This window comes from Acinetobacter sp. AKBS16 (assembly GCF_002899995.1).
Taxonomy (GTDB): domain Bacteria; phylum Pseudomonadota; class Gammaproteobacteria; order Pseudomonadales; family Moraxellaceae; genus Acinetobacter; species Acinetobacter baumannii.
The window spans coordinates 1-12205 of record NZ_POYH01000014.1; the positions used below are offsets into that span (position 1 = coordinate 1).

12 protein-coding genes and 2 tRNA genes are annotated in these 12205 nt (G+C 40.8%); 8 read left to right on the forward strand and 6 right to left on the reverse strand.

Annotation, left to right across the window (positions count from 1 at the left end; translation table 11 throughout):
- Window positions 1-2 precede the first annotated feature (2 nt).
- Complete coding sequence (locus C1642_RS02160) at window positions 3-557, reverse strand: YqgE/AlgH family protein (protein WP_001979301.1); 555 nt, start codon at window positions 555-557, stop codon at window positions 3-5.
- 126 nt (window positions 558-683) lie between these two features.
- Window positions 684-2351, reverse strand: coding sequence for a DNA repair protein RecN (gene recN / locus C1642_RS02165; protein WP_000955431.1), 1668 nt, complete (start codon window positions 2349-2351; stop codon window positions 684-686).
- A gap of 114 nt (window positions 2352-2465) precedes the next feature.
- On the opposite strand from recN, the gene C1642_RS02170 reads away from it, so the two are divergent.
- The 4 genes from C1642_RS02170 (at window position 2466) to C1642_RS02185 (ending at window position 5980) form a co-directional block, all read left to right on the forward strand.
- Window positions 2466-3776: a tetratricopeptide repeat protein gene (locus C1642_RS02170; protein WP_103235853.1), complete on the forward strand. Its 1311-nt coding sequence runs from the start codon at window positions 2466-2468 to the stop codon at window positions 3774-3776.
- A gap of 76 nt (window positions 3777-3852) precedes the next feature.
- Complete coding sequence (locus tag C1642_RS02175; protein WP_000099685.1) at window positions 3853-4179, forward strand: pyrimidine/purine nucleoside phosphorylase; 327 nt, start codon at window positions 3853-3855, stop codon at window positions 4177-4179.
- A 101-nt stretch (window positions 4180-4280) separates the two neighbouring features.
- The gene (rlmB, locus tag C1642_RS02180; RefSeq protein WP_001118149.1) at window positions 4281-5030 is read left to right on the forward strand and encodes a 23S rRNA (guanosine(2251)-2'-O)-methyltransferase RlmB; all 750 of its coding nucleotides are present in this window, start codon (window positions 4281-4283) and stop codon (window positions 5028-5030) included.
- 35 nt (window positions 5031-5065) lie between these two features.
- Window positions 5066-5980, forward strand: a complete 915-nt coding sequence (locus tag C1642_RS02185; protein ID WP_000075015.1) for a DMT family transporter — start codon at window positions 5066-5068, stop codon at window positions 5978-5980.
- On the opposite strand, the gene coaE is transcribed toward C1642_RS02185, so the two are convergent.
- Genes coaE through pilB form a run of 4 tightly spaced genes read right to left on the reverse strand, consistent with a single transcriptional unit; the run spans window position 5977 to window position 10403 of the window.
- A complete protein-coding gene (coaE, locus tag C1642_RS02190; protein WP_000874125.1) occupies window positions 5977-6573 on the reverse strand; it encodes a dephospho-CoA kinase in 597 nt (198 codons plus the stop codon). The two genes, C1642_RS02185 and coaE, sit on opposite strands and share 4 nt — an antisense overlap.
- A 1-nt stretch (window position 6574) precedes the next feature.
- On the reverse strand, window positions 6575-7435 hold the full coding sequence (locus C1642_RS20095; RefSeq protein WP_001152274.1) for a prepilin peptidase: 861 nt from the start codon (window positions 7433-7435) through the stop codon (window positions 6575-6577).
- A complete protein-coding gene (locus C1642_RS02200) occupies window positions 7435-8661 on the reverse strand; it encodes a type II secretion system F family protein (protein WP_000279216.1) in 1227 nt (408 codons plus the stop codon). Before C1642_RS02200 ends, C1642_RS20095 begins: the two co-directional genes overlap by 1 nt.
- 29 nt (window positions 8662-8690) lie before the next feature.
- A complete protein-coding gene (gene pilB, locus C1642_RS02205) occupies window positions 8691-10403 on the reverse strand; it encodes a type IV-A pilus assembly ATPase PilB (RefSeq protein WP_001274989.1) in 1713 nt (570 codons plus the stop codon).
- 290 nt (window positions 10404-10693) lie between these two features.
- On the opposite strand from pilB, the gene tpiA reads away from it, so the two are divergent.
- The 4 genes from tpiA (at window position 10694) to C1642_RS02225 (ending at window position 12090) form a co-directional block, all read left to right on the forward strand.
- Complete coding sequence (tpiA, locus tag C1642_RS02210) at window positions 10694-11488, forward strand: triose-phosphate isomerase (protein ID WP_031379558.1); 795 nt, start codon at window positions 10694-10696, stop codon at window positions 11486-11488.
- Window positions 11489-11500: 12 nt separating this feature from the next.
- A complete protein-coding gene (gene secG / locus C1642_RS02215) occupies window positions 11501-11830 on the forward strand; it encodes a preprotein translocase subunit SecG (RefSeq protein WP_000555570.1) in 330 nt (109 codons plus the stop codon).
- 56 nt (window positions 11831-11886) lie between these two features.
- Window positions 11887-11971: transfer RNA gene (locus tag C1642_RS02220), tRNA-Leu, on the forward strand.
- Window positions 11972-12013: 42 nt separating this feature from the next.
- Window positions 12014-12090: transfer RNA gene (locus C1642_RS02225), tRNA-Met, on the forward strand.
- Window positions 12091-12205: the final 115 nt, after the last annotated feature.

Genomic DNA, 12205 nt, shown 5'->3' on the forward strand with positions numbered 1-12205 from the left:
CATTAGGCGTGCCCGATTTCAGAAGCCAGCCATGTACGATCTACACCAATTTTTTTATAGGCTGCATCCCAACGATCATCGTACGGCAAGTTAAAAATCAGATCCATATCGGCATCACAGATAAGCCAGTCACCACGAGCGATTTCATCTTCTAGCTGGTTTTTACCCCAGCTCGCATAACCAAGGGCGATTTGGTAGCGGCCAACACCTTCGTTATGCGCAATCGCATCGAGAATATCTTTACTGGTGGTGATACAGACATTCTCACCCACAGCAATAGAAGAGTGCCATGTTGGTTGGCCTGTATGAAGAACAAAGCCTGCCTCAGGGCGTAAAGGACCACCTTGTAAAACCTCATGCGGATTTACATTGTCTGCATCAATGTCTAAATCATTGAGTAGCTCTTTAATTTGGATACCGGCAGGGCGATTGATAATAATACCTTGGGCACCTTCTTCGTCATGACGGGCAAGATAAATTACTGTATTTGCAAAAAAGTCATCTGCCATTTCTGGCGGGGCAATCAGACAACGGTGAGTCATATATTGTTTGGTCACCTAAGCGGTTCTCCCTCAAAAAATGTCGCTATAGGGTCTCTCGACCCTTTTTATCTATATAGGTTCTTTTTATCAACATACAAGAGTTAATCGGATTTCGCCAATCTTTTTCTCTCATTTTCTTTATTAAGTTGAAGAAGCCTGAAATTTAAGTTGACGTAATTGTTTAGCATGCTGCAAGGTTGTTTCATTAATTTCAACACCTCCTGACATGCGCGCTAACTCGGAAATAATTTGATTTTCATCAAGTTGTACAATAGTACTACTTGCCGGATCAGTTTGTTGTTTTTTGACTAACAAATGTTGATCGGATTGTGCAGCCACCTGTGCTTGGTGGGTAATACATAGAAGTTGGACATGCTGAGCCAAGTCGGCCAATAAACGTCCAACCACTTCAGCTGTACCACCACTAATTCCGACATCAATCTCGTCAAATACCAAAACTTCTGCTTCGGTCTTTTCAGCATTCATGACTTGCATAACGAGTGCAATACGAGAAAGCTCACCACCAGATGCTACACGAGCCAATGGTTGAGGAGGTATGCCTTTATTGGCAGTAAATAAAAGTTGAATAAAACTTAAACCTTCTGCATTTGGTTGTTCTAATGGTTCAAACTTAAACTCAAAGTGTGCCTCAGGCAGCGCTAAAGGTTTAACCTGTTCAGTTAATTGCTTTGCAAGTGGGGCAGCAGCTTCACGACGAATATTGTCTAAATACTGGGCTTTTTCTAAAAATTCTTGATGTGACTTTTCTACTTGTTCAGCCAGAGTTTCAGGGTCTTCTAACTGATGTAATTGCTCAAGCTCACTTTGCCAAGTTTCGTACTCTTCTTTAAGTGTTTCTGGTTGAGTACGGTATTTACGAGCAAGTCGATGGAAAACCTCTAGCTTGGAGTTCAGTTCTTCCATCCGTTCAGGATCGAAACTCTGACGGTCAATAAATTGACGTAAATTTGATGTGGCATCATCAATTTCACTTTGCGCATTTAATAACGAATTATAAATTTCGGAAAGCTGCTCACTACGCCCCGCATGAGACTCTAGGCGGCGAATGATCGACGACATTTCTTGAGTAATGTTTTGTTCAGCTTCATCAAGCGCATTTAGACTATAGCTACAGTCTTGCATGATATGTTCATGATGACTGAGGCGATCGAACTCTTGCTCGATTTCTTTGTAATCGGTTTGAATGACTTCCTCAAGCTCTTCAATTTGTAACTCTAAGGTCGCAATACGTTGAAGACGGGTTGCCTGAGCGTCGAGCGCAGCCTGATGCTGGCGGATATTACGCTGCCAGGTACTATATGCTTCACGAACATCATTTGCTTCGGCGTAAAAATTACTATAACGGTCTAGCCAATGCTTGGGATAAGGCGGTTCAAGTAGCTGTTGTTGGCTGTGCTGGCTATACAGCTGAACCAATAAGCGGCCTAATTCTTTAAGCTCAGAGAGACTACTTGGGCGGCCATTTACCCATGCTTTGCTACGGCCAGTTGCGAAAATAACCCGACGTAAATGAATTTCCCCTGAATCATCATCTAGTTCATGTTCTTTTAACCATTTTGCTTCAGGGCTATTGTCCTGATAAGTAAAAACTGCGGTTACATCCGCTTTGTCCGAACCATAGCGGACATAATTTGTATCTGTACGTTCCCCTAAGCAGGCAGATAGTGCATCCAGTAATAATGATTTTCCTGCACCTGTCTCACCTGTTAGAACATTAAATCCTTGTTCTATATCAATAGCTAAATGATCAGCTAATGCAAAATTGATTAAAGTTAAATGTGTGAGCATAAACGCATCCAACGCGCCAAATTATGGGTTAAAGATAGAGAAGTTTTGAATTTGCTACAAGTGATCTATTATTCTAACTGAAATTATAGAACAGCAAGATTGCGGATCTTTACAATGAAAAAAACATTAAGCTTACCGAAAGCACCAATAGGGATGATCAACCGCCATAAAAAAATTAATCCTGCTGAAATGAATAAAATTTTAAATCAGCATTTTAATGCATTTAAACAGGCTGCTGCACAAGGTGATTACGTCAAAGCATATCAACATGTAAAAAAAGCAGTAAGTCTGGTTCCCGGGCATCCCGGAGCATTGTCTGATTTAGCTTATACTGAGCTACGGTTACGCCGTTATGACGATGCATATCAACATTATATGCAAGCCATTAAAGCAAGTGGTTCTAACGTTAATACAAATTTATACGATGGATTGACCGAAGTTTGTCATCATTTAAATAAAAAAGAAGAGAAGATTAAATTTGGGCGTTTAGCCATTTCAACCAAAAAAGAACTCACAAAGAATGAGCCTGCTTTAAATATACCCACTCATAAACCCGTGCCATTTAGCTCAAATCCACAAGAAAATATCATTGCTTTTTCTTTATTTGGAGCAAATCCGCGGTATTGTGAAACTTCCATTTTAAATACTAAGTTAGCTCAAGAAATCTATCCTGAATGGACGTGTCGATTCTATGTGGATGAGAGCGTTCCCGAACTTGTACAACAACGGTTACAAGCAAATGGCGCACAAGTTGTACAGGTTAGTCCCACTCAAAAACAGTTATCAGGTTTATTTTGGCGCTTTTTAGTTATGGATGATCCGATAGTTAAACGGTTTTTAGTACGTGATGCCGACTCTATCGTGTCTTATCGTGAAAAAGCCGCTGTTGATGCTTGGCTTAAAAGTGATCAATGGTTCCATTTAATGAGAGATAGCTATTCTCATACTGAATTAATTTTGGCGGGTATGTGGGGCGGTTGCACAGGTATTTTTCATAATATTGAAGCACATATCAGGGATTATGTTGCCACTGGAAGGTATCCGGACAATCGAGTCATAGATCAACATTACCTGCGTTATTGTATTTGGCCGACTTTAAAACAAAGTGTGCTTGTACATGATAGCCAGCAATTTGATGAAAATAGTGCCGATTTTCCGGTTTATGATCTAACTTCAATGCAAAATGACCAAGACAATTTTCACGTAGGGATGGATAATGGTTCACCAGTCGTTACAACTGCGGTTAATCATCCAACGGCAGAAAAAGTTTACTGGATTTTATTCGATGAAAATCACGATGAAGTTTGCAGATATGATGCAATTGTGTCGAAGAGTCGAAATATTGAAGTGAATTTACCCCACGCTTTTGCTAAAAAAATTCAGTTACAGCAGTGGAAATTACAAGTCTATCCGTATGAAAACTGATTGATTAGTTATTTAGGCACAATTAAACTACATTCATCATAATTTATATAAATGCGGCATTATCTGGAGAGTGTGCATGAGTTCAACCCAATTTGATCATGTAACGGTCATCAAAAAATCAAATGTTTATTTTGGTGGAGCATGTATCAGCCATACCGTGCAATTTGAAGATGGAACGAAAAAAACATTAGGTGTTATTTTGCCGACTGAACAGCCTTTAACATTTGAAACCCATGTTCCTGAGCGTATGGAAATTATTTCAGGTGAATGTCGCGTTAAAATTGCAGACAGCAATGAAAGTGAATTGTTCCGCGCTGGTCAATCTTTTTATGTACCAGGCAATAGTGTTTTCAAAATCGAGACTGATGAAGTGCTTGATTATGTTTGCCACTTAGAAGGCTAAGAAATTACTGTTTAAATCGGGTACACTATGCCCAAAGAAATCCTGTGAAGTTGGCTTTACAGGATTTTTATTTTTTGCTCAAACGTTGTTAGAGGTCATGCATGGCAAAACCGGAATATTATTATGGCGTTCACTCAGTGGAGTCATTGTTAGAACTTGAGCCGGAGCGTGTGCTGACCCTGTTTACATTGAAAGGGCGCGACGATCAGCGTTTGCAGAAGATTCTGCAATTGGCCGAGCCTTTTGGGATTAGTGTACAAAAAGCAAGCCGTGATAGCCTCGAAAAGCTTGCGGGTTTGCCATTTCACCAAGGCGTAGTTGCAGCAGTACGTCCGCACCCGACTTTAAATGAAAAAGATCTAGACCAGCTCTTGGCTGAAACTCCAGATGCCTTATTGCTGGCATTAGATCAGGTGACAGATCCACATAACTTAGGGGCATGTATCCGTACTGCCGCTGCAATGGGTGTTCAGGCAGTGATTGTGCCTCGCGATCGCTCAGCAAGCTTAACTCCAACTGCTCGTAAAGTCGCAGCGGGTGGGGCTGAAAAAGTTAAATTTATTCAAGTGACTAATTTGGCTCGTACTTTAGCGCATCTTAAAGAGACAACTCATGTCCGTGTGATTGGTACGATGCTTGATGAAAATGCATTACCTATTCAGAAGTGTGATTTCTCGGGTGCTGTTGTGATTGTAATGGGTGCAGAAGACACAGGTTTACGTCCAATTACTCAAGCACAGTGTGACCAAAAAGCCTATATTCCAATGTCGGGTAACTTACAAAGTTTAAATGTAAGTGTGGCAACGGGTATGGCACTTTATGAAGCTTGTCGTCAGCGTTCTGAGGTATAATTTAGCTGCCTTCCTAGTTTTTATGCAGTCTTGATATGTCTCCCCGTACGCAAGGTTATTTTTTTGTATTGGTGACCATGTGTATTTGGGGCGGGTTTACGCTTTTTGCCCGCTTAAATGCACAATGGCACATCAGTGCTTGGGATATTGCCGCACTACGCTTTGCTATAGCCTTCCTAATTTTGATGCCTATCTTAATTTATAAAAAAGATCTCGCTTTTTTATGGAGTAAGCATGCGGTTATTTTGGCATTGATTGGTGGAGTCATTTACTGCCTTACGGTTTATACAGCTTTTCTTTATGCACCAGCTGCACATGCTGCAATATTTTTAAATGGCTGTATTCCTATCTGTACTGCTATAGCTGCTTATATTTTATTTAGACAGCCATTTGATAAACATACATGGGTGAGTCTGGCAATTATGATTACTGCCTTGGCCCTCATGAGCGCATTAATGTTGCAAAGTAGTACCTCTGCTTTTGGAATTGGAGATTTACTTCTGTTTATCAGTGCGATTTGGTGGGGGATTTTTACTGTACTACTTAAACAGTGGAAGCTCTCTGCTTGGCATTCTATGGCAAGCGTCGCAATCTGGTCTGCAATTATTTATTTGCCGATTTATCTGTTGTTCTTACCTAAGCACTTTATGGATGTAGATCCTTTGCACTTAGCTGTACAAAGTATTTTCCATGGCGTGTTTGTCGTTATTATTGCGACATTAACCTATGTTGCTGCTATTCAGCGTCTTGGCGCATTTAAAACGGGAAGTATTGTAACTTTGGCACCGTTTATTGCTGCTATTTTAGCTGTACCTTTACTTGGTGAATCATTAAGCCCATCAATTGTAGTGGGCTTAGTAGGTATGGGAATAGGCGCTTTACAGCCTTGGCGCTGGTTTAGACAAGATAGCCTGACACAAAAGATTAAGCAGCAAAATACACGAAATTAGTTTGCACGCTTCAAATAGCTTTGATGTAGAGGCTCTAATTGCTGATATAAATGTTCGAGTAATCCGTCATTAAACACGATATCATTTGCAAGCTCACGTTTTCGTTCGCGTGGCATTTGTGCAGCAATAATTTTCTGGATTTGTTCTTGGTTTTGTCCATCGCGTTGGCTTGCACGCTGAATTTGAGTTTGTTCACTCGCATCAATCAGTAGCGTGTGATTGACCAGTTCATGTTGATTTGTTTCAAACAATAATGGCGAAACTAAAATCACATACGGACTTTTAGGATTTTGTAGCTGTTGAATAATAGATTGACGGATTGCGGGATGGGTAATTTGCTCGAGTGTATGACGCGCTTGTGGATTTTGAAAAATATATTCACGTAAGGCACGGCGGTCCAAACTGCCATCGGGTTGAAGCACCCAATCTCCAAAGGTTTGTTGAATTTTTTGAAGGGCAGGTTGCCCTTTTTCAACTACTTCGCGAGCAACAATATCGGCATCGACGACTTGGATTCCTTGGGATTCAAACCATTGTGTTGCAGCTGATTTACCACTGCCTATACCACCTGTGATTCCCAGAATAAAAGCCATCTTAACCTCCCAAATAAATTTTCATAATCTGATCACCCCATAAAAAGGCAACCCAACCAGCAATGGCAATATATGGCCCAAAAGCAAAAGGCTGATTGTCATTTCTTAATTTTAATAAAATGATGCCAATGATTGCGCCAAGTAACGATGACAATAACACAATTAACGGCAGCATCAATGGCCCCATCCATGCTCCTAATGCTGCAAGCAATTTAAAGTCGCCGTAGCCCATACCTTCTTTGCCAGTGATCACTTTAAATAAGTAATAGACAATCCAAAGACATAGGAAACCAATGAGATAACCCCAAATGGCTGAGTTGGGTGAGGTATAAATATTAAAGGTATTAATACCTAAGCCGAGCGCAGCTAAAGTTAGGGTAAAGCGATCAGGCAATAATTGTGTATCGAAATCAATAAAGGTAAGGGCTATCAGTACCCATGTGAGGACGAGTCCAAAAAGCATTTGTATGGTTGGACCAAACACCATGACGACTACTAATGAACATAGCATGGTGAGTAGTTCGACGGCTGGATAGCGAATACTAATCGGGTGCTGGCAATGGCCACACTTTCCTCTTAACATAAGCCAGCTTATAACAGGAATATTTTGATACCAACGGATCGGTTGCTGACATGCAGGGCACGATGAAGCAGGCTTACTTAAAGTTAACTTCTCATGATCAATAATCGGTTGCTCAGGATTGAGTAACATTTGGCATTCTTGCTGCCAATCTTGCTCCATCATTTTTGGCGTGCGGTAAATCACTACATTAAGAAAGCTACCGATACATAGGCTCACGAGTGCAACAGCAATATAAAGTGCAGTTAAGTTTTGAATAAAATACGCAATGATGTCTTGCATTATACAACTGAGCCCATTTGGAAAATTGGAAGATACATAGCAATTACCAGACCGCCTACGAGCACCCCTAAAATTGCCATAATTAAAGGTTCCATCATAGAGGTTAAACCATCAACGGCATTATCCACTTCATTTTCATAATAAGTGGCAACTTTATCGAGCATGCTGTCTAGTGCACCCGATTCTTCACCAATTGCAACCATTTGTATAGCCATAGATGGAAAACGATTAGAGACCCGCATAGCAAACTGAAGCTGTTGACCCGTTGCGACATCTTCACGAATTTTCATCACAGCTTTTTCATAAATCACGTTATTGGTTGCGCCAGCAGTCGATTCTAATGCATCAATAAGTGGAACACCTGCGGCAAATGTTGTAGCAAGCGTGCGGCTATAGCGGGCAATAATTGCTTTATAAACCAAGTCCCCAAAAATAGGTAACTTAAGCGCCAGTTTATCTAAGCCATCACGAAACTTTTTACTGCGTTTTTTTGCTTCCAGAAAGGCAGCAATGACTGCGCCAATCGCAATAATCATAATGAACCAGTATTCCTGCATCCATTTCGACATATTCACAACCATTTGCGTAAATGCAGGTAAATCTGCTCCAAAAGACGCAAATAAATCTTGGAAAACGGGAACTACTTTAACCATCAAAATAATGGTCACCACAATGGCTACTACAATAACTGTTGCTGGGTATTTCATTGCTTTCTTGATTTTTTGCTTGAGCAACTCACTTTTTTCTTTGTAAATTGCAACGCGGTCCAGCATCGTTTCGAGTGCGCCTGATTGTTCACCAGACTCAACAAGTGAACAAAACAAGTTATCAAAATGTTGAGGATATTTTCTTAAAGCTGAGGCAAAAGTACTACCACCTTCGACTTCACCTTTAATACCGAGTACAACCTCACGCATGGCCGGGTTTTCTAAACCTTCAGCTACAATTTCAAAGCCTTGTACGAGTGGTACACCAGCTTTCATCATGGTCGCCAGTTGTCGAGTAAAAATCGTAATATCGAGTGTGGTGACTTTTTTCTTGAATAAACCTTCAAGAATATTTTTACGTTTTTCACGTATATTTCGAACAGTCACCCCTTGTTTGCGTAAGGTTACTTTGGCTAAAGCCATGTTTTTAGCCGGAAGTTCTCCTTTGATTTTTACGCCCTTACGGTCAACCCCTTCATAAGCAAAAGTCGGCATCATTTGTGCCTTTTTGACAGCCATTAGATTATCCTTATTTTTTAAATAGTGTCTTATTCACTGGTGACACGGTTGACTTCTTGTAAAGAGGTCACCCCTTGCATCACCTTTTTTAAACCTGAACGACGTAGATTATTAAACCCCAATTTTTCAGAAGCAGCTGCGATTTCTAAAGCGTTGCCATCTTCCATAATAATCTTGGAAATTTCAGGTGTAACTTTCATTACCTCATAAATACCGACACGGCCTTTATAGCCTTCACGACATTCAGGGCAACCTACGGGCTGAAAAACCCGAAAATCTGGGTGCGCTAAATCTTGTTCGGTAAAGCCCATTTCTAATAAGCTTTGTTTAGGAATATCAGCAGGTATTTTGCATTGAGAACAAAGACGACGTGCCAAGCGCTGTGCAATAACTAGGTTTACTGATGTTGCAATATTAAAAGAAGGAACCCCCATATTGCGTAGACGGGTCAATGTTTCCGGAGCACTATTGGTATGTAGTGTTGACATCACCATGTGGCCAGTTTGAGCCGCCTTAATCGCAATTTCTGCTGTTTCCAAGTCACGAATCTCACCCACCATAATAATGTCAGGGTCTTGTCGTAAAAATGATTTAAGTGCGGCCGCAAAAGTAAGCCCTACCTTGGGGTTTACGTTAACCTGATTAATTCCTTCAAGGTTAATTTCTACCGGGTCTTCGGCAGTAGAAATATTGGAGCTTTCAGTATTTAAAATATTTAAACCTGTATATAACGATACGGTTTTACCAGAACCTGTTGGTCCGGTAATTAAAAGCATGCCTTGAGGTTTATCTAATGCCTCCATAAACAAAGCTTTTTGATCTTCTTCATATCCTAGTGCATCAATTCCTAGCATTGCGCTTGATGGGTCAAGAATACGTAGAACTAACTTTTCACCAAACAAAGTCGGGAGGGAGTTCACACGAAAATCAATCGCTTTGGTTTTTGACAGCTTGAGCTTGATACGACCATCTTGTGGGACGCGTTTTTCAGAAATGTCCATTTGAGACATTACTTTTAAGCGTGATGCCAAGCGGTTTGCAAGCTGTAGAGGGGGATTGGCAATTTGACGTAACACACCATCGACACGATAGCGCACCCGATAGGATTTTTCGTACGGTTCAAAATGTAAGTCTGAAGCACCCATACGAATGGCATCAATTAATAACTTATTAATATATTTAACAATCGGGGCTTCATCGCCTTGAGGAGCTTCTTCTTCATCTTCTTGAGCGGTAGGGCCATCAAGATTAACATCGAGATCAAACTCTTCATCATTGAAGTCAAAGCTGCTTTCTTCTGCAAAATGCTGGCCTAAAACTTTTTCGAGTTTATGGTGCTCCACAATTACAGGCTCAACCAGCAATTTACTATTAAAACGAATTGCATCAATCGCTTCGATATTGCTTGGATTACTGGTCGCAACATATAAAATTTGCCCTCTTTGAATGAGCGGCAAAATTCGATGTTTTAAAATCAGTTTCTGATCGACCAGATCTTTAGGAATCTGAGAGGTGTCATAAACATCCAGATCGAAATATGGTTCAGCAAACTCAGCAGAAATTGTTTCAGCCAATAACGAAGGGGAGAGATGAACCTCTTCAATTAAATATGCGACTGTGTCCTGCTTAGCTCTTTTCGCTGCATCTAATGCAGTTTGCATGGTCGCTGCCGACACATGCTTTTCTTCGACTAAACGTCGAAAAAACCCCGTAAATTTTGGAGATGTATGTAATGCTGACATCTGCCTGCCTATGTTAATGTGTTTATAATTGGTATATGAAAAATTATACTTTTGTTATGTAAAATTACTACCTTAGAAAGTGTTGCTCGGGTCCTACTCAGCCTATTAAAGCTTGAACCAGTCGAAGTTTTTCTTTATTAATTTTTAGAATGTCGGACTTTTAATAAAGTAAAGTTTTTTCTTAATTTCAAACACTAGAAAAGATATGAGTAATCGCGTTAAAGAAAAGTATCTGAAATTTGTATAAATGCGTGTAGAATGTGCTGCATTTTTGATGAAAGGTGAGCAGTATGTCGGGTTCGACGATTACGCCTTGGGTAGTTGGTAACTGGAAAATGAATCCAATGCGTGCCAACGCCAACCAACTTATAGAAGAATTTAAACAATTATTGCAACAAAACCAAATTGCAGATGAAAACTGCCATGTGGGCGTTGCCCCTGTTTCTATTGCCCTTACAACGGTACAAGCGCAATTACAGGATGCTGCAAGAACGGTATATACGGTTGCACAGGATGTATCACGTTTTGCTGGTACAGGTGCTTATACTGGCGAAGTCAGTGCAGAACTATTAAAAGATAGCCAAATTAATTTCGTACTGGTAGGACACTCTGAACGTCGTGATATTTTTGGTGACAACGTTGAAATTTTGAAGGCAAAACTCCAAAATGCATTAAATGCGGGTATGACTGTCATTTATTGTGTGGGCGAAAGCCTTGAACAACGTGAGCAAGGTCAGGCCGAGCAAGTTGTTTTACAGCAAATTTGTGATATTGCACCTGTAGTGACTGCAGAACAATGGCAAAACCAAGTGGTTATTGCCTATGAACCTATTTGGGCAATTGGTACAGGTAAAACAGCTTCTCCGCAAGATGCGCAAGCGATGCATGCTAAAATTCGTGAAGGCTTATGCCAACTTACATCAGCCGGCTCAAATATTGCTATTTTGTATGGCGGTAGTGTAAAAGCTGAAAATGCTGTTGAGTTAGCTGCATGTCCAGATATCAATGGTGCGTTGGTGGGTGGTGCTTCATTAAATGCAGCATCTTTTTATCAAATTGTACAAGCCTTCGCGCAAAGCAAATAACGAGGATAGGGTATGCACTCTTTTGTACTTGTTGTACATATTATTTTAGCAGTACTGATGATTGCATTAATTTTAGTGCAACATGGTAAAGGCGCAGATGCAGGTGCCTCTTTTGGTGGAGGTGGCGCAGCAACAGTATTTGGTGCGTCTGGTTCAGGTAACTTCTTGACTCGCGTGACTGCAATTTTGACAGCTTTATTCTTTGTGACCAGTTTGACTCTGGCTGTTTTTGCCAAGAAGCAAACGACTGAAGCATATAGTTTGAAAACTGTACAAACGACTGCGCCAGCGCAGACTACATCGCCTGAAACTTCACCAAATGCACCAAAAACTGGCCAATAATTGGAAATAAGACTTTCCTTTTGGAATTGAAAGGACTAGAATGCGTCCCACAAGCTGCGGTGGTGGTGGAATTGGTAGACACGCTACCTTGAGGTGGTAGTGCTTTCGGGCGTGGGGGTTCAAGTCCCCCCTTCCGCACCAACTTTGAACCAGAAAGTTGAGTGCAAGCAGTTTTGTTTTTGATGCGGGATGGAGCAGTCTGGTAGCTCGTCGGGCTCATAACCCGAAGGTCGTTGGTTCAAATCCAGCTCCCGCTACCAATTTGATTAAGGTGCAACTTAATCAAGCTAATATTGGATAAGTTTACATTGACTTTTTTCGATATTTGTATATAATTTTTGCACGTTGATGCGGGATGGAGCAGTCTGGTAGCTC